Below are 23,723 nucleotides of genomic sequence, written 5' to 3'. Positions count from 1 at the left end.
CTATTCCTCCTTGCTCACCATCTCATCGGTAAAGCCTTCCCCACTATATTCAGCATTCTGCTCCGGCTCATCAAATTGCTGCTCCATTCGTTGCTCATCCGCAAGGCTTTGAATATCCTCAGAGCTGATACTAATATAGCGGTATCCATTTTCCTGCTGTCTGCGTAGTGCTTCCTGCTTGAAAAAGCGCGGACTTCCTTCCCCTGCATCCTCATCGTATACCAGAATAAGACCATCGGTTTTACGAAATAATAGCTCGTCCCGTGCTTTGAATTGCCAGATGCCTTCATATGGACGATTACTCACCACACCATGAAAATCAATCTGCTTCAAAATGCCCTCATAATATTCCTTCTTATCATCGCTCCAGCGTTCCTCTGGGCTGGCAAATGCAGATAGGATCGAAATCCGTAATTGCGGATAGTCCTTTTTCAGCTCGATCGCTTCCTCACATGCCCACAGATCGACACCGTATTGTCCCGGCGTGATCACCCATTCCAGGCCTTCCTCCAGCAGCGGAACCAGCTTGCTACGAATCGCCTGCCGGATATATGGGATACCTTCATGCTTCTGGTTGAAAATATTCAGCTCATGCGCCCGGTAGCCCGTAACCAGTATATTTTTCATACGCTAGCGTCCCCTGCTTTCGTGTTCATTGTGTAGTGTAGCCCCTCGTATCATCATACCATGATGACATTGCTACATAGATAAAATCACCTTTTCGCCATGGCAAATATAACAAACATAACAGTCATGACAACACAGGTAAACAGATAAAAAGACCCTTTCGGCTCCAGTGAGCGCTGCAAAGGGTCTTTGTGTACTGCCTTATGTGTACAGCTTATCCGAATACGATATTCGGCAAACGCAGAATGGAATGAGCAATTACGTCCCCATCTTTTTGCGTTGATTGTTTACTTTTTTGGTCATCTGGCTGGTCATCTTTTTCGTACCTGTCGATTGTAGACCACCTGCACCTTTACCCTGGTTTTGCTTCTTTTGTGCCAGCAGACGCTTGGCTGCTTCAGCCTGACTCAGCTTTTTGGACTGACTTGCTTCCTCAGTGGACGATGGTTGATTTTGTTCTGTCGTCAATGCACTCACCTCAGCATCATCATAGCATAATCATGAAGGCAACTCTATCCTTTGTTCATGCTTTTATTGCAACAGATAGACATGCTGGCGTTCGGTATCAAGTGCAGCTACTACCGCACCCTGACTGCTATCCATAAAATGAAACCGTTCCGCTCCACCTACAATCATCGACGCCTCCAGCTCATAGCGATTACGCTCCACTGTAGTCAAACCAGCCAGTACCGAGCTACCCAGCTGCTGTGCCTCCAGATGATCTAAAAGCCAGCGCGCTGAGCGAAGTCCCATGCTTGCTGGTCGCTGACCGGTCAGCTCGTCCATATGCCGAAATTGCCCTGTTCGCTGGTAATGAATACGTGTGTACATGTAGCTGTATACGCTATGTGCATAGGCACGAGCATCAAAGTTCGCAATACTCGCAAGCGCGGTCTGCGCACCTGTGACGTAATCGTCTGCACTCATCTGCTCATGCATATAATATTCACAGTTGCGGTCAAAGTCCTGCAATAGCCACGCATAGACTTCAGGCACATTCATACCACCGAATACAGCGGTATCGCCGAGCCAGCGATATTTGCCATCATTATAGGCAAAGCCCCATACATGTGGCTCACCATACCGATCGGGTGCAACACACGGTAATCCCTCTATACCGAATAGGTGAATCCGGTACATCTGCCCATTTTGCAGATGCTCATGATCAAAGGAGACGAGCGGTAGAAAATAACAGGAGAGCGCTGGATTGTCCAGTACCTCGTCTGGATCGGGATACCAGTGAATCGATGGCTGCTCCTGCGCTGTACTCTTATCCTGCACATCGACTTCATGCTTCATGATGATCGCACCTCCGATTTAGCCGTTTCCGCCCTGGAAGGAAGGATACTTCGTCATGCCGCCATCCGCAAACAATGTAATCCCGGTCACATAGCTTGCTTCGGAGGATGCCAGCCATACAGCGACAGCAGCGATCTCTTCTGGTTCACCGATATAGCCCATCGGAATCAGCTTGGTCACCGCTTCCTTTTTCTCCGGATCTTCGAACTTCTCCGCATTAATCGGGGTATTGATCGCGCCTGGTGCGATACCGTTCACTCGTATGCCATGCGGTGCATATTCCATCGCCAGCGTTTGCGTCATCATTTTCACACCGCCCTTACTGGCAGTGTAATGCACAAAGTGCGGCCACGGAATAATCTCATGCACACTCGACATATTGATAATGTTGCCCTTAATCTGATGCTTCAGCATATACCGAAGCGCCTCACGGCTACCGAGAAAGGCACCGGTCAGATTCACATTGATAACCTTATTCCAATCGTCCAAAGACAGCTCATGAGAAGGCACTTCATTTTCCATCCCTGCATTATTGATCATAATATCCATGCTGCCAAAGGTATCATGTGCCGTCTGAACGATGCGCTGTGCATCCTCTTCATTCGACATATCTCCCTGCACATCGATCGCTTGACCTCCAGCTTCCTTAATCTTGGCAATCGTCTCTTCTACACCATCATGGTTACTATGATAATTAATGACCACATTTGCTTTTTCCTGTCCAAAACGAAGCGCAATCGCCTGACCGATACCAGTTGCTGCGCCTGTAATTACTACCGTTTTGCCTGCCAGATCCGGGTACATAATGCTGCCTCCTTCATCGTTTCCAAAGTGTAGTTTCATGCTGCGCTTTGCCGGGAACCGATCATTCCTCGAAAAGCAGCTCTACCCATTGGTTACACGATTTGGAGCATTCGTAAACAAAAGGAGCTTAGCTGTCAAGCTTCACGCCAAGACGCTGCACGAGCTCCGACAGGTTCTGATTTTTCAGTGCCCCCTCTACTAGCGCGGGTAAAAGATTCGGCGTGCAGGCAAAGCTTGGCGTTCCATCACGGGTAAAACGCTTCGCTATATTGGCATCGTAGAAGGGCTTTCCATCATCCGATAGCGCCAGCAGACAGAGCGTTTTCACACCGGATTCGCGCATTTCGCGCATCCGCCGTACAAGCCGACTCTGATTGCCACCTTCGTACAGATCAGAGATCAGAATAAACAATGTTTTCTTCGGTTCTTCAATGAATTGCTGGCAATAGGAAACGGATTTGTCGATATCTGTACCACCGCCTAGCTGAATACCAAACAGCATATCGACTGGATCATTATTGCATTGCTCCGTCAGGTCGACGACCGATGTATCAAAGGCAACGACCCGCGTATCCAGTGATGGCAGGCTGGCAAAGATCGCCGCGACGACCGATGCCCAGATGATCGAATCCGCCATCGAGCCACTCTGGTCAATATCGATAATGACCTTCCACTCGTTACTACGCTGCGCACGGTCAAAATAATAAAACTTTTCAGGAATGATCCGTTTATGCTCTACATCATAATGCTTCAGATTACGCTGGATTGTGCGTTTCCAGTCAATCCCACTCAGCGAAGGTAAAGGAGAATGCTGGCGACGATTCAGCGCACCCGTCACTGCACGTCGCAGATTACTCTCCATCCGTTTTTTCAAATCCTCTACGACCGCACCGATCAGCTGACGTGCCGTTTCCTTCGTTCGCTCCGGAATTTTGCCCTTGAGCGCCATCAATGTACCGACCATTGCAATATCAGGCTTCACATGCGCAAGCACCTCAGGCTCAAATAAAAGCTGCTTCCAGCCTTTACGCTCCATCGCATCCTGCTGAATAATCGATACAACATCGTCCGGGAAAAATGTCCGCACATCGCCAAGCCAGCGTGATAATACTGGAGCCGAAGCACCACTACCTGCTCCTCTGGACGTCGTATGCGAGCTATTGGACTGCCCAGCTGCAACTGTGCCGCCTGTCTCATCATAAATAGCCGCCAGTGCTGCATCCATCACACGTTCATCACCAGACAATAAAGGGTTATCCGGTGATACACATTGCCGTAATGTATTCAACTCCTCTTCAGCCGCCGTGCCCAGAATCAAGCGCCAGCGAGCCAATCGTTTTGTGGCTACTTCAGTTGGAACCATAGTGGAGTTCTGAGATGACCCTGACGGGGGTGATACAGGGGAATCCAGTGATGCGCTAGATTCAGGCGGTGCGGTAGATTCCGATGATGCGCTAGATTTGGGTGATGCGAACGATGCCTGTGTAGATATAGGCTCGCCTGATGACCCAGCAACTGTTCCATCATCCTCTGATAATCGAGGCTGGATCAATTGACTCTCTACAGCTGCTGTATGACCGATTCGTTTCACGATGTGTTCAACTCCTTTCCGTTTAGCATTCGTAAGCAGTTATGCTTTAGGCGGATAAATGTATACGTGCATAGTTTTAGAGCGTGTACACTATATATTTACAAATGCGAACTTGTTGTGTTCATCCTGCCTAAAAATCATCAAAATCAAACTCATTCAGATCATCCAGCATCTGCTCTTCTTTTTCCTCCAGCTCACCAGTCAATAGCTCTGCTGCCTGTTCAGCATGAATGCCCCATACCTCACCAAGTAGCTCTGCCACCTGAGACTTTTCCGCAGCTGAAAATGTACTGAACGCACGACGCAAAAATACGAGCGCACGCATAAAGTGCTCATCTTCCAGTCCATCCATATAGTCGCTCAGCTGCTGCCATAAGCTCAGACGCGACAATAGCATATATCGATTACGCCCGGACAGACCTTCGAACCAGCCCGCTCCCAGCTCTGCTGGTACGCCCGGTGACAAACGACGTGCCATTTCCGAAGCGATATCCTGCTGATCAATCGCAGACCGCTCCATGAGCACCGCACACGCAAAGCCTGACAGACGCGCGTTGAGATCATCACGCCGCATCAGCTCGCCCAGCTCCTGTAGCCAGAGCGCTCCATCTACCTCTTCGTCATGCTCCTGACTGATCACATTTAGCTCATGAATTGCTCCCATCATCGATGTAGCAACCTCATCCTTACAATTGCAATTATCGGTCAAGAATAGACAGCCACGGAAAAAGAGCTGTTCCAGCAGCGGTACCAGTGGAGACGTATCCACACGCCGCACATCGCCATATCGGATCATACGAGATAGCTCGCCTGCGGCGGCTGCGATCTGCAATACATCTCGATTATCAACAGCGAGCCGCTGTAGCACACGTCTTGCCGGCTCAAGCTGGGCGATCATACCGCATTGAATCGCAATCGCGATTAGCTTGGAGGCTTCTTCTAATGTGCTACATTCATCCAATCGCTGTTGAAAACGATAGCCTGCGGCAACTTCCACGGTTTCACCGAGCAGCGTTGATTCAATAACCTGAATTTCAACCTCCGGCGACCACTGTAATACCCATTGCTCTGCCCAGGTCGCCTGATCCTGACGTGTGACGGCTTTTTTAGCAAAGTCGATACCTAACAGACGCAAGCGATGCAGTAAAAAGGAACGTCGTAGATCAAGAAACGCAGACGCCTCCGAGCTAGCACGGCGATTTTCGCGCAGATCAAGCGCAAGCTCTGCTGCGACCGCTGTTTTGTAGCGTGTAAGCTTTAATTGCTTGAGCAGCCGATTGAGGTCATCCTGAATCGGCGTTTGGCTTACTCCCTCTGCAAGCTGTCCGATCGATGTGCCTACATTCAGCCTCGCTAGCGGCTCAGCCACCACAGATAATTCGCCCTGACCGAGCAATGTACGTGCAGCATCCTGTAGATCGCCCAGCACGGGCTGTGTTCCACCACGTAGCGATGCTAGCGATTGCGCCATACGCACAGCCTCGATGACCTCGGCAGTCGAGCGATAGGTGCCCATCTCGCGTAGCTCACGAGCTACACCAGATAGATAATAATGAGGAAGCTCGTGTAATGCTTCCTTTTGCATCATATTCCACATTAGCTCGTAATAATGCGGGGCGTGATTCCCTGCACCATATCCAGATAATGAGGACAGGCGATAATAGGAATAAGGCATCAGCGTGAGACGAGTCGAGCGCTGGGGTAGACGTTTCAGTTCATCATCACTCATCGGTGGTAAATGTTCGCTAATTTGCAGCGCAGACGCATGATACGAGCCGCATACGACAACGATGCGTGCAGGATCATGCCCTGCCTCCATCGTTTCCATAATACGTCGCCGCATATACGCTTCTCTGACCGCATGATAAGCAAAGGCACGTTTGGCAAAGGGACGCTCATCCTCTTCTGACCATTGACGAAGCTCTGTTGAAAACAGCTCGATCGAGCTCGCATACGAATCCGCACCTAGCTGATGCTCATAATAACGTTCCCAGTAGGAATCATAATCGGGCTCGCCAGACAGCTCGGCAATGCGTTCGTACATCGCATCCAGTGGATGCTTCGTATTATCATCTTGCCCTTCATCGTGTCCTCCGTCCGGTTCTTCAGATCGATGCTGCTCTGTCTCGGTTGGCAACTTAGAAGGCTCGGTTTGCTCTGGATCGGCTAAATTAGTCGACTCTACATCTGCTGTCACTGCATCAGCATCAGCATCAGCATCAGCATCAGCATCAGCATCAGCATCCAAATTATCTGGATTTCCCAAGCTTTTGTCACGTCGATCCCCATGCTCATATTGCTCATCCATGGCGATCATAATCGAGGAGGGTAGATCGATAAATTCCGCTTCAGCGCCATTTTTTGCCGCCCATTGCATAGCCTGATATTCTGGCGAATACGATGCGAGTGGCCACATTGCCGTGCGAACCGGTAGCTCATCGGTAAATGCGAGAATCGCTACCGGTGGCTTGGTGCCTTTTGCGACCAGGTGCCGAATTTCGGAGGTCGCATCTGCTGGCCCTTCAATCAATACAGCCGTTGGACGTATACGATCTAGCGTTTGCAGTAGATGGTAAGCACCGCCCGGGGACAGATGGCGCACACCAAATACATGCACATCCGCTACCGTCGTCGTACTCACCCGTTCAGCTCCTTGCAGGCTTGATACAGCCCACGCCATTCTGCACCACGTTTTTTCATTACATGATCCAGATATTCCTGCCATACGACCCGATCCTTATCATCGTCCTTGACGATTGCCCCCTGTAGACCGGCTGCCAGATCCTCATCCGTCATCTCTCCACCGCCAAAGCTCGCTGCGAGCGACATACTGTTGGTCAGAAGCGAGATCGCCTCTGCCGTAGAAATCACACCTGCTGGCGATTTGACTTTATCCTTGCGATCCAGCGTCATGCCCTGACGTAGCTCTCTGAAAATCGTAACGACTTTATGTAACGCATCATCTGTCGGAACCGCTGCCTGTAGCTCATAAGCAGAAGCAATCTCAGCGACCCGCTTCTTCACAATCTCCACCTCAGTATCCAGACTATCCGGTGCGGGCAATACGATAATGTTAAAACGACGCTTGAGTGCCGCCGACATCTCATTCACACCACGGTCGCGCGTATTCGCGGTTGCAATGATGGAGAAGCCTTTACGTGCCTGCATTTCCTGACCAAGCTCCGGCACGGAGATCGTCTTTTCAGACAAAATAGAGATTAATGCATCCTGCACCTCTGACGCACAACGCGAAATTTCTTCAAAGCGAGCGATGCCACCAGCCTCCATCGCACGCATAATAGGACTTTGCACGAGCGCCTGCTGGGTTGGGCCATTAGCCAGCAGCATCGCGTAGTTCCATGAATACCGCACATGCTCCTCACTCGTTCCCGCAGTTCCCTGCACGACCAGTCCAGAATGTCCATAGATCGCAGCCGTTAGATTTTCGGATAACCATGACTTGGCTGTACCCGGCTCGCCGATAAGTAATAGCGCACGATCCGTTACCAGTGTCGCAATCGCCATTTCCACCAGACGGCGGTTCCCGATATATTTCGGTGTAATATCGACCTTGCCCGCTTTTCCTCCGGTAATGAAGGTGAGTACGGATTGGGGCGACATGCTCCAGCCGGGTGGCACATGTCCTTTATCTGCTTTTTTCAATGCCTCTAGCTCGTGTGCATATAGCTGCTCTGCCGGTTGTCTTAGTACCTGATTCCAAGCCTCCGTGTTGCTCATGCCTTCATCTCCTTCATTTGTTGAATGACTGCGCGTAGCTGTGAAGCTGCTGTATAACGGAATTTGCCTCTAATTTTCTCATCGCTATCTGGAATGAGCTGTTCCAAACGCTCAATATCCTCCGCTGGGAATTGACTGATCAGACGCATAATAAATGGATCGACCGTGTTACTTGCACTACCCTTTTTACTTTCCATCACATCCCAGAAAAGCTTCCGCAGTTCATTAGTGGACATGCCTAAACGATGCAATGCACGAAAATATAAACTTGCATCGCGATGAGTTAAATCACCACGTTCAATCAGTGCTGCCTTGAGCAGCTCCTCTACCTCTTGTACGCCCGGTCTTGCGAACGCTGCGACAAGCACCGTCTGATGATGAGCTAGCATAATGTCTAACCAGCGCGGATCCCACTTTGCTTCCATTTCTTCCAGTGGTAAAAATGTATGAAACCACAGATCATAACGATGCGTCTCGCCATCACTGTATAGTAGTTCAACCTCGCTATCCTCGTGCTTCACCAACTGATCTTCTAGCCATTCAAAGATACGCGCGCTATTAGGCGTTGCATGTCTTCCTCCACGGTGACTACCCGCACCAAGCCCTTGACTGAAATGCTTATAAAATTCCTGTGGTGAGCGATGACGATATACAGCGGTAGCTACACGGAGAATATAATGCGGATATACCTTTTCCAGTTGATAAAGCAACTCTACATCATCATTATTTCCCTCATATGCCAGCGCAGAAGCAGGCTCCTCAAGCAAGGTCATTTTATGATAATTCTCTCTCATCATACTTTGGAACGGCTTAGGATGCTTTACCATAAACCGATACATTTCCAGCAGTGCTTCTTTATCATGATGATTCCAGACGCGGAAATGTGCTACTAATTCATTATTGTAATGCTGTACCGTTTCATCTTTCGGTGGGTGCGATGCTACTGCCTCCAGCGCTTCCCATGCCGCAGCATGCAGACGTTTTGCCAGTTCTGGCTGCATGTTTACGAGTAACGCATCTACAACCAGATCCAGATCACGACTTGCGTCTGAGAAATTGATGTAAAGCACTTCCTGTGCCTCAGGCGCACTAATCTGAGCAAGTGCATTATATGCCACAGCACGCACCTCCTTCTTCTTATCCTTACTCCATTCCAGCAGATGAGGCAAATATTGCTCCAGCCCTGCCAACCCAGCAATCGCAGTAGCTTTCATATCGCCTTTGGTCGTTTCAGCTGTTTGAAAATAAAAGTCTGCATACTCCGCACCTGCAATCGCCTGAATCGCCTTCATTTTACGTATTTCCAGCTTGCCACCCTGCGGATCAAAGTCATCCATTAAATACGGCAAAACAGGCTTCCCATAACCCGGCACGATACTGTTCATTGCCAGATCAGCAATATCCGAATATGGATCAGCCAGCGCACTAACAGCAAGCGGTAACAGGCGCACATCCTCAAAATATCCTTCCTGCCACGCATGCTTCACAATTTCATAGCGACCGCCACCTGTTGTCGTCAATGCCTGCTGCACGGGAGCAAGCTGACGATACGTCAATCGAGTACGCAGTGTGATATCCTCACTCGATAGAGGCTCTGCCTGCTCCGATGTGCTCGCTGTACTGCCCTGTGTACGCAGTACAGATAACACGAGCAGGGTAAGGCGCTGTAATTGCGTCGCGGAGTCCTCACCTTCTGACGTAGAGGAGCCTGCCAGTAATGTCGCCACCCCGTCACCGATTCGCTTAAATACAGGTGAACGTTCACCCAACTGCTGTAATCTAGGCAGCAGGCGATTTAATCTAAAATCATCCTTTGCTAGATCGCTGCCTGCTATATATAAACGCCGAGTCTCCTGATACACCTCTTGAAGTAATGCTGTACTCATAGCCTTTCCTCCTTGTGCATTCCGTATCATTGGTATCGTACTCATATTGGTATTCAACATGTTAACAATGAACAGCCTGATCAAATTTAAAATGGAACGGTCATGCAGTCATGCATGCTCTAGCCTAACCCTATTAATTCTCCTGCTCACAATCGAGTATAGGAAAATCAGCTTCGCAACTACTCAAGCCAAACGGTTCAGTACAGCAGGCGAATGATCTCCTGCTCGCCAATCATCGATAAGGGTTGAAAGAGTAGCTGTCCCGTATCCACATGATGCTGGAATACACCTAGCCAAACGGCATCGTGCAATCCATCCTGTGCAATATAAGGTAAGAGCTCGGTAGTGCCTGGTATCGGAAAGCTATGATCCTGCACATTCCCAAGCAGTAATTGCTGATCCTGCTCATCTGTAATATATAGCTCGCCATTGTTTCCCTTATACGTTGACTTCACATGCAGCAGCATGGCAGGATGTGCATCGGCGAGTGGATTCTTCAATTGATTCTTTACCGTTTTGATAGCATCGGCATAGCTACCCTTGGCCTGCTGACGAACGCGTGCAAGCAGGTCTGCATGTAGACTACTCGGAATTTCACCTTCCCAGCGAATACGCGGATTCAGATCACCTGGATACCGATACCATTCGTTCACTTTCACACTACCGGTGTAGCTGTCCTCTTCACGCAAATGCTTAACTGCACGATAAGGGCGATAGTTAAAGGTACGCCAGATCGTATCCTTATCCGGCTCCATCCAGTAGCCCAGATCGACAAACTCCTGTCGTCCCGCATCTTCATAGCTTACAAAAGCAAGCTGTACTAGCTCCGCAGCTTCCTGCTTCAAGCCATACTGCTCCAGCTCAGCTAGCTGCCATGTATGTCCGAGCCATTCCTCGATAGGTGAATCGGTATCGAGCGCTAGCTCCGAGTCTTCTAAACGTGCTTGCAAATGAGTACGCCCCTTTTGCACAAGGGCTTGAATACGACTCAGCTGTTCTACTTCAGCCGTATAGCGCTGTTCTGGATCGGACTTGTCTGCTAGCAGTAGAGATAGACGACGAAGCTCATTTTGCGCACCGGACAAATAATAGTTGCCCATCTGCTTCACATGATCATTAATATTTTTGATGACCTGCTTATCTGCTGTTCCCAGACCGCTTCGTACCAGCGATAACGTTAGCTTTTCTAATAAATCGAGTCCGTCCAGCTGCGCTTGAATTTTCTTTTTCAACGCATTTTTACTGGCGGTTTTTTTACGTGCTGATTCGGCTGGTGTGGATGCCGATTGCTCGCGTTCTTCCTTTTTCTCTTCACGCTTTTCTAGCTTTTCACGCTTACTCGCGATATCCTCAGGAATCGGTGCCTCATTAAAGGTCTCTCCCGCCGCATACGCATACATAATCGCCAGCGCATGCTTACATGGAAACTGACGACTTGGACAGGTGCAGCGAGATACAGGCTTATCCTGCTGAATAAAATCGACGGAGCATTGATAATTACTTTTTCCGCTACCCGCACATTCGCCAAAAATTAACGTATCATCGGCTGTGCGATAGAGCGCTACCAATTTCTTTTTTTGTAGTAAGCCGCGGCCATTTTTCGCCGCTGCTGCATTGGGAGCAAGACTGTCTATGTATTGATCATCAATTGTAATTGCCATCAGATGAAGCCTCCTTTGTGTATATACAGATGAGGCTGTGGACGAATTAATCATACATCAGGCTATAAGTATAGGTTCGTGCTGTTCATTAGGTGTAAGGCCAGAATATGATCATCCGACTACAGCATGTGTAACAGGGTTTACAGGTTACAGGACACATACGGCATATCCAGCATAAGATGTATAGGACAGATGGAAAGCAAACGACGCAAAAGAAAGCAAAACGATAAGATGCCCCCTTCTCATTCGTGTATCTGCCCATTCACAACGGAATATATATTCATTATAGAACATTTGTTCTTATTTTTAAAGTCTAATTATTCGATTCCTGCTGCATGGAACTGCTGACGAAGTTGATCTAGGAATGTACCATTTGCTGCATCAGCTGAAGATAGCTCATAAAATAAGGCAACTTCATTTCCATACGCATAGTTAAAGCGAACATAACCCTCCAGCGCTCGATAAAATAATTTGCCCGCATACAGCGTCTGGATGTTCAAGTCAGGCACATACTGTTCAGCAAGCTTCGCTGCAATCTCCCGCAAATACGCCTGCTTGCCTTCTAGCGTATTGGCAAATTCAATCGCAGATGCACCCTGCTCCATGACACGCTCACTACGTAGCATCAAAAATTCATGCTGCTGTCGTCCATTCCACGGCTCAAAATAGGCTTCATGAGCAGCTGGATCATAAGCGTCTCCATATAATCGCCGTAGCTCCTGCTTCATAAAATCCTCCCACGGCAACTGCTGCCACGGTACAGCCGTAATCTGCTCGGAGTGACGCGGTAGCCAGAGCCCTCCTTCCACATCACGATGTAGTGCCAGCATGTCCCCGTCAATTGTGCTGCCGATGACGATACATTCAGTCAGCTGACTTGCTGTAATCGAACTCTCCTGCTCATACTCCCATAACCCATATTCCGCAAATTCTTTTAACCGTTCGGCATCAGGCATCTCTATATGCCACAGATTAGTATACGTTCCCTGACCATATTCCAGTAAAAATTCACGATACGCCTGCGGCAGATTCACGTTATACTGCTGCTCCCATGCGTCTAGCTCTTCTACTATACACACCTGTCTGTGCGAAGACACAATATACATGATTCACCTCCCTTTCTCAGCTGGAACCATTGAATGACACTTGTTGAATGATAAGAGCAATCTCATCTCCTTATGACGTTAATTTAAGACGTTCCGATGTTAATTCCAGGCGTTCCGACGTTAATTTTAAACTTTGATTCGAGATTTTAACTTGAGGTTTTAACTAAAAGCGTGACTTGAAACTTTGACTTAAGACCTTCATTTGAGCTAGAGTCGTGCTGGTTTATTTGTATTATACATGCCGAAATAAGGAAAATCCTCCACAGTACAGATGTGGAGGATACAAGACATGTATAGTATGGAGGATTCGAGGCATGATATCACAGGATAACTATAATGATTCTGATTCCTGTTATGAGAGCTTTGATTGGTACATATGACTATCCATAGTCTTGCTACATCACAGCTGATTATGCAATAAATTCAGTGCATTGCGTAGCTCGGATACCGGAATTTGACCGGGAGCAGATGCGCGCTTTGCTGCCCCAAATGTAAGGGCGGAACCGAACAATTCACCAGCCAATCGGCTGATCACGCCCTGACCTGCCATCGACATCGTAATCAGTGGACGTGTCGCGTACTGCTCCTTCATCGTATAGGTCGCATCCATCAGAGCGAGTACATCCGCAGGCGATTGAGGCATCGCAGCTAGCTTTAATAGATCGCCGCCAAGCTCCTGTGATTTGCGTAAACGTGCAATAATCTCCTCTTTAGGTGGTGTAGCTGCAAAATCATGATTTGAAATAATTACCGGTACATGATGCTGATGTGCTTTGTCTACAATGGCACGCACATGCTCATCGCCGATAAAGAGCTCCACATCAATCATATCCACCTGACCGGAAGCAGCCAGCGATTGATTCAGCTGTACATATTCATCTATCGCCATATCCGTTTCGCCGCCCTCCTGCTTCGTACGGAAGGTGAAAATTAACGGCACAGATGGCAGATAGGCACGAATCTCCAGTAATGCTGCACGCACACGCTCAATATGATGAACATGCTCAAAAAAGTCCACGCGCCATTCCACTACATCCAGATCAGCCGTTTGTAAAAAGCGTGCTTCCTCCTGCAATTGCTCGGTCGTCCGGCCAACCAGCGGTACACACACTTTAGGCGCGCCTTCGCCGATGACAACGTGTTTTACGATAACAGGCTTGAATTCGTTCGTCATGGGACAAGCTCCTTTTCAACAATAATTTGCAAATGAGTTCAGGCAGACCTGATCGGCTGCTTGCTTCAACAACGAATAGGACGGAGCGAGCAAGACGTTGCCCCATGCTGACGCATGATGAGTACATAGCGCAGCTGGTGGCATATAATGATGCGAATAGTAAGGAGACAAACAATCAACTATGTAAAGGAAAAGCAGGTGTCGCCTATACTTGTTCGCTGGACAGGGGCCTAGCTCATGCTTGTTGAACCTAGTATACCCGTTATTCAGCTGGTTGAGAATGGCAACACCTGCGAGTCACATACAAAATCCCCGCATCCCTTCACTAATTCAGAGCCACAATCTCCCATATCTAATATGGAAGCTTACGTTTCTCAGGATCAGCAAGGGATCGGGGATTGCTTTAGAAACCTTATTATGTGTATGACTATTTAGGAACGGCTATGAAGCAATCCATTCATCGAACGATATAGCATCAGTGCCGCTTCTGCACGATTGAGCGACTTACGTGGCTGGAATGTGCCTGTCGGATAGCCTTGCAGTAAATGTGCCGCTGTCAACTGCTGAACCGGGATTATTGCCCAATCCGCAATATGCTCGCTATCTGTATAATCATTGGCTACTATCGTAGCTGGTATAACGGATGAGAGAGCAGTCTCTACTTCCCCAGATGCCCCTACCGTTTGCAAAGCATGTGCTAGGATTTTGGCAGCCTGCTCGCGAGTAATAATCTGATCTGGAGCGAATTGAGTCTTACTCACTCCGCTAATCCAGCCATTCGCATGAGCAATAGCTAGCTCTGGTACATACCAGTCCTGAGCATGTACATCACGGAAAGGTAGCGGTGCTACTTCATTATGAGCTTCGGCTTTCATTTGATCAGCAGAATAAACTAACCGCACGAGCATCGACATGAACTCTGACCGTGTGACACCCAGCTCCGGTGCGAAGGTCGTTGGTGTTTTCCCTTTTAAAATACCGAGCGCTGCCAATTGATCAATTTCGAATTGAGCAAAATGGTTACGCGTATCCGTAAAATCGCTACGAATGGGTGCATCCTCTGCAAAATCAATCGTTCCTGTCGTTTCCGCTGGCTCGGTATCCGCATTTTGCTTATACATATCAACTACAACATCTGCCTTATTGTCTACATTACTATCATCTGAAGTTAATGAGCCAGCGTTATGTGGAGATACGAGTCCAAGCTGTCCGGGAATCTGTCCATCCCGACTGGTGTGTATGCGAACCGACACAGGCGCCGAGCGATCACCAGCTTCATTTTCGCTCCATACAAGGAATGTATAATTCGTATCTGCACGAAGCGATTGAATCTCCCATTGTCTCTGCTTACCCTTAAACAATAGCTTACCTGTAGCTGACGATATCGCATACTGCTCTGCGCCATCCTTCGCTGTCAGCGTGATCGTCGCACGATGCCGACTATCCGATGTTGAAAGGTTAAAGCTCGGATCAGGGCGAGTGACGAATGCGGGCACTGGATAGCTACGACTTTCGCCACCGTTATTGACAGCTCGAAGCGTATAGTTGGTATAGCGAGTTGCACTATCTAAACCAGTTAACAGCGCATATGTGCTGCCGCTTACTGTAGCCACCTTACTCCCATCCGGTGCATACAGATGATATTCATCAGCACCAGGGATTGTATCCCAGTGAATCAATACATCCTCTACACCGCGCTGTCCAATCTTCACAAGCTGCTCGGGGAGGATATCGCCTGCGTCCGGTATCGCACGATAGTCCACTGTGATAGCTTGACCGCGTCCACTATCATTTACAGGTGTGATCGTCGTGCGTCCCCACTCACCCGGCTGTAGCTTCACATGATAGCCTGACTGACTAACGATGCCCTGAAGCTTACCTGTCATATCACTGATCTCATAATAGCTAGCACCCTGAACAGGCTGCCAATCGAGTACAATTTGACCAGGCTCGTTGGACTTCACACGCGCACCCTCTACAGCAGGCGGTAAGGTGATGGTTTGTAACGATACCGCTTTAGAATAACCAGCATCATTGCCTGCCTGTACATGGAATCTATATGCATTGCCTGCCTGCAAGCCTGTAATCGCAAATGTTCCGTTGGAACTATGATACGTCTGCTGATTGAGCTGCAAACGGTAGCTATTCGCACCGCGGACAGGCTCCATATGCACATTGAAGCCATGCTCCGTCTGATCTGTGATACGAATTCCGTCTGGTATAGCAGGTCGTGTAGTAGCTGTGAGTATCGCCGCCGTACCTGTACCACTAGCATTGATTGCCTCGACTGTGTAGGTATATACTTTGCCAGGATCAAGCTCGCGATACGTATACGTTGTGTCTGTTACGGTATCGCTATAGCGTCCATCCACATATAATCGATATCCAGTTGCACCGCGTGTAGGCTGCCATTGTAGCGTTTGGCTTGTATCCGATGCTTCGCTGGAATGGAGTGCTTCGACACGACCCGGCAACGTCCAGATGCCTGGTAAGTACGTAAAATAGCCAAATCCCGTCGTATTCGCCAGTGCTAGCTCATAGTTGAATAAGGTGCCAGAAGGGAGCTCTACATCTCGATATTGCTCCAGCTCACCTGACAAATACGTATTGTTGCTGACCGATTGTCCATTGCGCTGCAAGTCTGCGTACACCGCTCCAGTTACGGTTGTCCATTTTAAGTCAATCTCATGCTCATAAGCGGCTACCCGATCGAAACCGAATGGCGCCGCTGGCAAGGATAGGTAGCTTGCATGCTTCGCCATGCCTTCTCCACCTGCATTCACAGCCGTTACCGCCACATCATAGAGCGTGTTCGGCGCGAGAGGCCCTACACTCGTATAAGTAGTGCCAGTTACCGTCTGTTGTGCGGTAATTGTACCTGTTGTCCTATCTGTAAATGTAATATGATAGGCATCCGCAGATGCTACCGGCTGAATATTCACCTGCGCGCGTGTGAAGTCTTTTCCTTGCAGACTTACACTGACCTGCTCCGGTAGATCTGGACGCGTATACAATACGGTCGGCTCTGACCAGTTGCTTGCCCCTGTATGGTTGAGCGCACGAATACGATAGCTTTGCCTTGTGCCTGGTGTTAATTCGGACTCGATATAGCTAGCTGTTGGATACTCCAGCTCCTGTCGCTGACCTGTCGTTTCATTGACCAGCTCATATCGAAGTCCATCTGTCCAGCCCATAGCTGGTTGTTGCCACTCCAGCTCGATCTGCTTGCTGCTGAGTGTGCGTCCGTTTAATAATGGCGTAGTCGGCATTTGCTGCAAACGTATATGATCGGTACTCATCGTCACGTTATTGCCCATTCGATCCGATGCCTGCACGGTCAAATACCATTCGCCCTCCTCTGTAATCGGGACGGTAAATGAGCTTAACGATGACGTATGCCATTCTCGCTCCTCATTGTCGATATTCTTATTTTGACTCCACGAATATCGAATGCGATCCGGATCAATACCTGACTGTGTATCGCTTATATTCACCTTTACCTCAGCAGGCTCTGCCGACCACTCTCTCCTGCCCGGTGTAAACGAAATCTCGGGTGCTTGCCGATCAATATTACTCACCGTATAGGTCGTTTGCGTAGAATTACCAAATGAATCCTCCGCAGAAAAGGTGTAGCTACCATTCGCTGTAGCTGTAAAAGAAGCGGCTGAACCGGACACGATGCGATCCGGTGTGCTCACCTGACGAACCCATGTCGTGGCATCATCCGCTACTGCACGTAGCTCTACATTGCCTGTCGTCCAATCCGATACAGAAGGCGTGACCGTTAACGTAGGCAGATCTTCATCTACAATCGGAATATGGACAGCGGGCGATACATTTCCTTGCTGATCCACAGCGGCAATATGAACATAAGAGCGTATCGACGGCATCGCGGTTGACCAACGATTGGCTGTCGTTGTGACTTGACCTGAGGGCTGTGTCGTTGGATTCGTATCAACAACTACTGAATAGCCTTTGATGCCAGACGTAACGGTAATCGTCTGGGCTGTAGACAGTACCGTAGCACTTTCATTGCGCGGATAGCCTTTCAGCTGATAGCTATACGTGGTGCCTATATCAGACACCATATTCCATGACAGCTCCAGCTGGCGAGTCTGCTTATTTGGTGTGGCAGCTATATGCTCCGGTGCTTGCGGTGCAGCACGGTCTACAGCTCCAGTATCCTCATAATCGGACAAATATCCTTTGTACAGCGATTGACCATCTCGATACAATTCAACCAGCTGTGCATAGCCAAATTTAAACTCATCCAGATATACCGTGCCTGGTGCGACTGTATCGAAGATCGCATCCATTCCCCGTGTCTCATACTCCATGTCGGTATCGGTCGAGACGATAACATTCGTACTGTACGTTTTCCAGCCTTCGTTAGCGATCAGCGAGCGCCCGATAAAGGCGTTATCCTCCCAGTACATCGATACAACATCATCTCCTGCGGCAAAGCTGGAACGAAACGGTAGATTCGGGTATAAATATACTCGTTTGTTCGCAACATCCACCCGCTGAATGTAGGTCGCTCCAATGCCATAATTCGTCGAGGAGCGATCCGCCAGCGTCATTAATGAATTTTGAGACTGCCGTCTAAGAAACTCTTTATTCAGCTCGTCAATACGATCCACCGTAAACGACGTATCTCCTGCTCGTACAGGCGCTGTAAAGTGAATAGGTGCTTTGATATCTGGATAATACTGTGGAAAATGATTCAATGGATAGGTGCTTTTACCCGGGCCACCTGCCATAAAGGGTTGAATCCATCCATTCGTACCCAGTGCCTTCGCCTTAAAGGTGATCGATAGCGGTGTTCCGCGCGGAATGCCATATTTTCTCCCCAGATACACACGCGAGCTGTCTGCTGAGGTAGAAGGATACCAGTAGGCATTTCCTTTGCCCAGCGTATCCGCTACCTTGAGCGAATAGTTGCCGCTGAATTTATCCTCGCTCGTCTGACTTTGCCCACCTGCTGTACCACTACCACCAGCCTTCACGTCAAACTCACTCTGATTCTCAAATCCAGATTGTGTGATCACATCGGCATCTGCCATCGTTGCTGACCATTCCAGCTTCACATGATCGCCTGTACGATACGTTGCTGTGAATTGAGGTGCAGCTGCTGCCAGCGCGGACGATAAGGGCAGTAGGCCGGATATCATACTTATGCTAAGCGTCGTCGCTATCATTTTATGGATCATATGCTTCAATCGTTCTCCTCCTCATTCCTCAACCTGCTCACTCCCCGACTGTAGTGGAACGCAAAAAAGCACCACGCAAAAAAGACATATTGTCCTTTTGCGAGGTGCTTCCTCACGAAGTATTGATTTCCTAAAGTATACTTGCTTCAACGTTATTCGTAAATAGCTAAAATAATAAAATTACTCCTACTCGATGTTTCTGATCTGATATTATTGCAGCTCATTCGCGTAATTTACCTTAATTCTCAAATGGGTCGCATCATCGCAAAGCACGAATAGCTTCGCCTCTGCTGGAATGGGCTGATCCAGCTTGCGGTTAATCGTCATATCGTTACGATCACTAATGAGCGTAGCTCCTTCCGCCAGTAGCGTATGAAAGGCATCTCCATACGTATGCCACTGTGGACGCACCTCCACCTGAAACAGATCCTCTCCATAGCGACGATTCAATAGCTGATTAATAATATCATTGTTGCCCTCGTGCAGAGCTGAGCGTACGGCGAGCCGTGAGATCGCATCATGGGATAACACAAATTCATTAATATGCACATGGCGGAAGTTTTGAATATGATTTTCTAGCATAATTTCAACGGTTGTATGTACTTGTGGAGCGGTGCGTTCAATGCTGGAAGCAACAAGCAGCGATTTTCCATCTACAAGTGAAGCATCATCAATCCGTGAATCTGTGAAAATAATCGCCGACTGCGCGGTAGCAATGCTTGCCTGAAGCAATGTTTCCTCTCTGGTCGGATCGCCCTTCACATAATGCACCTGTGGATGATCATACGGATGCTTCTCCAGCTGATCGATAATTAAAATATCCAGCTTCGGATTACTGGAAAATAGCTCATCGATCGCATAATGTGCTTTTTTGCTCCAGTTAATGATGATGATATGCCCCTGTCCACTATAACTCAATTTGCCCGCATCCCTTCTGCGATTATATTCACCCATCGAATCGATAATTTTACCGATAATCAAGCTCAGTAAGCCAATCCCGAAAATATACAAAAAAATGGTAAACAGCTTCCCCGGTATACTTTCCATAAAATAATCGCCATAGCCCACAGTAGCCATCGTCGTTAGCACCCAGTAGAGCGCATTGAACCAGTGTCCAAAGGTAGTCGGCTCTAATGCATAAGCAATACCCGAGCTAAGCATAATGAATAGCAACGCTGTAAAGGCAAGCACAGACTTGCGCATCCTGATTAACCGACGCGACAACTGAATAATAATATGCATGTTCAATCATTCCTTTTGTATATTGTCCATTGCCTGTTGCTTTTATCGCAGTCCAATCGTCCCTCACTCAAATTGCCTCAAGTTCGCCCATTCTCTATCGTCTCGGCAAACGTCAAATCAGCTATAATAAGAGCAATTGTACACGATATCCCCCTATGGCAGAAGCCAGAATGCTGAATGAAGGAGTACGGAAAAGAATGGAGCTTTCAATATCGGAATGGCTATCTTATATTAATGAGGACAATTTAAAACGGTGGATGAATGATTATCGGTCACTCGGGCCGCTGATCAGTATATTAATTCCGTTTCTTAAATCATTTATTCCCCCGATGCCTACTATTGTAGTGCTCGGTGTGAATGCTGCTGTATATGGGCTATGGTTAGGCTTTTTGTATTCGTACATCGGCATTATTACAGGTTCTCTGGTCGCTTTTCTGATCATACGCAAGCTATCCGAGCATCATCTGCTTCAACGCATTGTGAATAAGCCCCGAGTCGAGCGCACTCGCAATTGGATCAAAGAGCATGGATTTACATATGTATTTCTGCTCAGTTTGTTTCCAGTCGGGCCATTTACGATGCTCAATATAGCGGCTGGGCTGAGTGGCATTCGGTTTCGCTCGTTTTTGATCGCGATATTGTTCGGACGCGGCTTGATGGTGTTCGCTGTTTCATTTATCGGTGCCGATCTGGCGCTATACTGGGAAAAGCCCTGGTATATCGCATTAGTGGTACTCTTTATCGTCGTTTGCCTGATCATTAGCCGCAAAATCGAAGCCTTTTTCAGTGGAAAGGAGCAGACTCTATGAGCTGCTCCTTTTCATTTGGTGCGTATTCCCATAGCTTATACTAGTCAACTCTTGTATTTCGATGCATTCTGTTGCGATCGTGTTCGCCCTGAACGGGTAATAGGGCTATATATTATGAAAAGGAGAACGCCGCAATGGATATGAACCTACTCGCAACGTTAACACCGACAGCAGAGATCAACATGGCAGACTGGGTGGAGCAATATCGTTCCTTCGGGCCGCTTATCAGTATTGCCATGGCATTTCTACTGTCATTCATTCCACCATTGCCCACCCTTGCTGTCATCGGTGTGAATGCCGCTGCCAACGGGCTATGGTACGGCTTCATCTTTTCCTGGATCGGTGTCATGCTCGGCATTGTAACCGTATTTGTGCTGGTACGTAAGCTATCGCACTGGTCATTCATTCAGCGTATTGCTGAACGTAAAAGTATGCGTAAAAGTCTGGGCTGGATCGAAAAGAACGGCTTCTGGTACTTATTTTTATTCAGTCTACTGCCGTTTGGCCCCTTCACCGTGATGCATGCTGCCGCTGGCTTGAGCGGAATCTCGCTACGTTCGTTTCTCATCGCTTCCGCAACCGGACGTGCGGTGATGATCTTTGCCGTTTCGTATATCGGCTCGGATCTGGACAGCTATATCGAGCATCCATGGCTTCTATTGCCGGTTGTCTGCTTCCTTGGTGCTGGACTATGGCTGGCCAAACAGCTAGATAGCTGGATGAGCAAGCATGGAGAAGGCGCTACGTCCTGACTGTGCTTGCTTCAAGCTTGGTTTGTACTGAATCATTTTGTACTGAATTATACAGGAGCCTTTATGAATTTCATGACCAGAAAGTGGTAATCGTTCCTCGCGTTCCATCGAAGCTGTCCTTATTAAAACGGATCAGCATGTATGAAAATTAGTGTATTCTCTATCCTATTCCTATACAGCTCTCCTGCTACCATGCAGCGATAGCACCATCTGTACGTGATTCGGTGCCGCCAATCAACACGCCATTTTGTTCATCCCGTATAATGATCTGTCCTCGTCCGAATCCACCCGAGCTATTGGCGCGTCGAATGATATGACCTTTACGCATCAAACTTTGAGCCAGATGATCGGGGAAGGATGGCTCTACCTCGATCGTCTTGCCCTCCAGCCATTGCCAGCGCGGCGCATCCAGTGCCGCCTGCGGATTCAATTCAAAATCGATCATATTCATCACAACCTGCACATGTCCCTGCGGCTGCATAAAGCCACCCATCACGCCAAAGGGACCGACGGCGCGACCGTGTCGAGTCAGAAAGCCTGGAATAATCGTATGGTATGTCTTCTTGCCCGGCTCCAGTCGATTATCATGTGCCGCGTCCAGCGAGAAGGAATGTCCTCGATTTTGCATACTAATGCCTGTACCTGGAATTACGATCCCGGAGCCAAAGCCCATATAGTTGCTCTGAATGTACGACACCATATTGCCTTCATTATCCGCTGTTGCCAGATAGACTGTGCCACCGGCAGACGGCTTGCCTGGCTCTGGCTGTAGTGCCTCCTCACCGATCAGCGAGCGCCGCTCCTGCGCATACGACTCGGATAGCAGATCGGCGGCAAGCACGGTCATTTTATCCTCCTGCGTGATGTATTTCAGTCCATCGGTAAAAGCGAGCTTCATCGCTTCCCATTGCCGATGATGCGTCTGCACCGTATCCCGCTCGGTGAACGAATAGCCTTTTAATATATTCAGCGCCATCAATGCGATCAAGCCTTGCCCTGCTGGTGGAATCTCCCAGACTTCGTAGCCATTATATTCGACCGAGATTGGCTTTACCCATTCGGGTTGAAAGGCAGCAAGGTCTTCTTTTCGCAAATAACCTCCATATTGCCGAGAATGAGCATCCATCTGCTCTGCCAGCTCGCCCGTATAAAAAGAAGCCGCCCCACTCTCCGCAATACTTCGCAGCGTCGCAGCATGTCCAGGTGAACGCCATAATTCTCCAATACGCGGTGCTCGTCCATCCGGAGCAAAGGTATCAAACCAGCCCTGATACGCTTCGTCCTGCAACGTCTCCTTGAATCGCTTGAATGTCAGCTCCCAGTAGTAGCCTAGCGTTGGCGAGATCGGAAAGCCATGCTCTGCATAATGAATCGCAGGCGCCAGCACCTCTGTCAGCGGCAAGCTTCCGAATCGACGGGATAGCTCGTTCCAGGCGGCTGGCGTACCGGGTACAGTCACAGGTGTCCAGCCATACGTAGGCATCTGCTGATGACCTGCTGCCTGAACAGCTTCAACGGAGATCGATTGTGGAGCTGGCCCATTCGCATTCAGACCATGCAGCTCATCCTTCATCCATACCAGTGCGAACGCGTCGCCGCCAATGCCATTGGACGTCGGTTCCACGACCGTTAGACATGCAGCCGTAGCAATCGCTGCATCGACAGCATTGCCACCTTTTTTCAAAATATCAAGACCTGCTTGTGCCGCCAGCGGCTGCGAAGTCGCTACCATACCATGCTGTGCGTATACCGCATTGCGTTGAGAAGGATATGGATAATGCAGGGGATCAAAAATGGTCATATCGTCGCCTCCAGTTGCGATTA

At 48.6% G+C, this 23,723-nt stretch carries 16 protein-coding genes; 2 read left to right on the top strand and 14 right to left on the bottom strand.

Annotated elements, in window-relative coordinates:
• The 13 genes from IEX62_RS17710 to IEX62_RS17650 all read right to left on the bottom strand — a co-directional run bounded on the left by IEX62_RS17710 (position 1) and on the right by IEX62_RS17650 (position 20,338).
• The gene (locus IEX62_RS17710; protein ID WP_188776884.1) at positions 1-627 is read right to left on the bottom strand and encodes an SLOG family protein; all 627 of its coding nucleotides are present in this window, start codon (positions 625-627) and stop codon (positions 1-3) included.
• Between the two features lie 258 nt (positions 628-885).
• Complete coding sequence (locus IEX62_RS17705) at positions 886-1,104, bottom strand: hypothetical protein (protein WP_371834061.1); 219 nt, start codon at positions 1,102-1,104, stop codon at positions 886-888.
• A 54-nt stretch (positions 1,105-1,158) separates the two neighbouring features.
• Positions 1,159-1,926, bottom strand: a complete 768-nt coding sequence (locus IEX62_RS17700) for a hypothetical protein (protein ID WP_188776882.1) — start codon at positions 1,924-1,926, stop codon at positions 1,159-1,161.
• A gap of 18 nt (positions 1,927-1,944) precedes the next feature.
• Entirely contained in the window at positions 1,945-2,730 is a 786-nt protein-coding gene (locus IEX62_RS17695; RefSeq protein ID WP_188776881.1) for a glucose-1-dehydrogenase, read from the bottom strand.
• A gap of 127 nt (positions 2,731-2,857) precedes the next feature.
• Positions 2,858-4,093 carry a VWA domain-containing protein gene (locus IEX62_RS17690; RefSeq protein ID WP_188777183.1) on the bottom strand — a complete coding sequence of 412 codons (1,236 nt, stop codon included), beginning with the start codon at positions 4,091-4,093 and terminating at the stop codon, positions 2,858-2,860.
• A gap of 358 nt (positions 4,094-4,451) precedes the next feature.
• Entirely contained in the window at positions 4,452-6,962 is a 2,511-nt protein-coding gene (locus tag IEX62_RS17685; RefSeq protein WP_188776880.1) for a DUF5682 family protein, read from the bottom strand.
• The gene (locus IEX62_RS17680; RefSeq protein WP_188776879.1) at positions 6,959-8,059 is read right to left on the bottom strand and encodes an AAA family ATPase; all 1,101 of its coding nucleotides are present in this window, start codon (positions 8,057-8,059) and stop codon (positions 6,959-6,961) included. Before IEX62_RS17680 ends, IEX62_RS17685 begins: the two co-directional genes overlap by 4 nt.
• Entirely contained in the window at positions 8,056-9,945 is a 1,890-nt protein-coding gene (locus IEX62_RS17675) for a HEAT repeat domain-containing protein (protein WP_188776878.1), read from the bottom strand. The genes IEX62_RS17680 and IEX62_RS17675 overlap by 4 nt, the downstream gene beginning before the upstream one ends.
• A gap of 197 nt (positions 9,946-10,142) precedes the next feature.
• Entirely contained in the window at positions 10,143-11,606 is a 1,464-nt protein-coding gene (locus tag IEX62_RS17670) for an SWIM zinc finger family protein (protein WP_188776877.1), read from the bottom strand.
• A 317-nt stretch (positions 11,607-11,923) separates the two neighbouring features.
• Positions 11,924-12,712, bottom strand: a complete 789-nt coding sequence (locus IEX62_RS17665; RefSeq protein WP_188776876.1) for an SMI1/KNR4 family protein — start codon at positions 12,710-12,712, stop codon at positions 11,924-11,926.
• Positions 12,713-13,112: 400 nt separating this feature from the next.
• The gene (gene aroD, locus IEX62_RS17660; RefSeq protein ID WP_188776875.1) at positions 13,113-13,886 is read right to left on the bottom strand and encodes a type I 3-dehydroquinate dehydratase; all 774 of its coding nucleotides are present in this window, start codon (positions 13,884-13,886) and stop codon (positions 13,113-13,115) included.
• 431 nt (positions 13,887-14,317) lie between these two features.
• On the bottom strand, positions 14,318-19,096 hold the full coding sequence (locus tag IEX62_RS17655; protein WP_229685936.1) for a fibronectin type III domain-containing protein: 4,779 nt from the start codon (positions 19,094-19,096) through the stop codon (positions 14,318-14,320).
• Between the two features lie 210 nt (positions 19,097-19,306).
• The gene (locus IEX62_RS17650; RefSeq protein ID WP_188776873.1) at positions 19,307-20,338 is read right to left on the bottom strand and encodes a potassium channel family protein; all 1,032 of its coding nucleotides are present in this window, start codon (positions 20,336-20,338) and stop codon (positions 19,307-19,309) included.
• 197 nt (positions 20,339-20,535) lie between these two features.
• Between IEX62_RS17650 and IEX62_RS17645 the strand changes: the two genes are divergently transcribed.
• Positions 20,536-21,147 carry a TVP38/TMEM64 family protein gene (locus IEX62_RS17645; RefSeq protein WP_188776872.1) on the top strand — a complete coding sequence of 204 codons (612 nt, stop codon included), beginning with the start codon at positions 20,536-20,538 and terminating at the stop codon, positions 21,145-21,147.
• A 134-nt stretch (positions 21,148-21,281) separates the two neighbouring features.
• A complete protein-coding gene (locus tag IEX62_RS17640; protein ID WP_229685901.1) occupies positions 21,282-21,899 on the top strand; it encodes a TVP38/TMEM64 family protein in 618 nt (205 codons plus the stop codon).
• Between the two features lie 187 nt (positions 21,900-22,086).
• On the opposite strand, the gene IEX62_RS17635 is transcribed toward IEX62_RS17640, so the two are convergent.
• Complete coding sequence (locus IEX62_RS17635; RefSeq protein ID WP_188776871.1) at positions 22,087-23,700, bottom strand: gamma-glutamyltransferase family protein; 1,614 nt, start codon at positions 23,698-23,700, stop codon at positions 22,087-22,089.
• Positions 23,701-23,723: the final 23 nt, after the last annotated feature.

The organism is Paenibacillus hunanensis, from assembly GCF_014645615.1.
GTDB lineage: Bacteria > Bacillota > Bacilli > Paenibacillales > Paenibacillaceae > Saccharibacillus > Saccharibacillus hunanensis.
The sequence above is the reverse complement of the archived record's forward strand: the minus strand, read 5'-3'. Positions and strand labels throughout refer to the sequence as shown.

Bases quoted from the DNA above. Each gene is read 5' to 3' on its own strand.
- IEX62_RS17695 (WP_188776881.1), bottom strand. From the start codon at position 2,730: ATGTACCCGGATCTGGCAGGCAAAACGGTAGTAATTACAGGCGCAGCA.
- IEX62_RS17650 (WP_188776873.1), bottom strand. From the start codon at position 20,338: ATGCATATTATTATTCAGTTGTCGCGTCGGTTAATCAGGATGCGCAAG.
- IEX62_RS17665 (WP_188776876.1), bottom strand. From the start codon at position 12,712: ATGTATATTGTGTCTTCGCACAGACAGGTGTGTATAGTAGAAGAGCTA.
- IEX62_RS17675 (WP_188776878.1), bottom strand. From the start codon at position 9,945: ATGAGTACAGCATTACTTCAAGAGGTGTATCAGGAGACTCGGCGTTTA.
- IEX62_RS17690 (WP_188777183.1), bottom strand. From the start codon at position 4,093: ATGGTTCCAACTGAAGTAGCCACAAAACGATTGGCTCGCTGGCGCTTG.
- IEX62_RS17670 (WP_188776877.1), bottom strand. From the start codon at position 11,606: ATGGCAATTACAATTGATGATCAATACATAGACAGTCTTGCTCCCAAT.
- IEX62_RS17645 (WP_188776872.1), top strand. From the start codon at position 20,536: ATGGAGCTTTCAATATCGGAATGGCTATCTTATATTAATGAGGACAAT.
- aroD (WP_188776875.1), bottom strand. From the start codon at position 13,886: ATGACGAACGAATTCAAGCCTGTTATCGTAAAACACGTTGTCATCGGC.
- IEX62_RS17700 (WP_188776882.1), bottom strand. From the start codon at position 1,926: ATGAAGCATGAAGTCGATGTGCAGGATAAGAGTACAGCGCAGGAGCAG.
- IEX62_RS17635 (WP_188776871.1), bottom strand. From the start codon at position 23,700: ATGACCATTTTTGATCCCCTGCATTATCCATATCCTTCTCAACGCAAT.
- IEX62_RS17680 (WP_188776879.1), bottom strand. From the start codon at position 8,059: ATGAGCAACACGGAGGCTTGGAATCAGGTACTAAGACAACCGGCAGAG.
- IEX62_RS17655 (WP_229685936.1), bottom strand. From the start codon at position 19,096: ATGATCCATAAAATGATAGCGACGACGCTTAGCATAAGTATGATATCC.
- IEX62_RS17640 (WP_229685901.1), top strand. From the start codon at position 21,282: ATGGATATGAACCTACTCGCAACGTTAACACCGACAGCAGAGATCAAC.
- IEX62_RS17710 (WP_188776884.1), bottom strand. From the start codon at position 627: ATGAAAAATATACTGGTTACGGGCTACCGGGCGCATGAGCTGAATATT.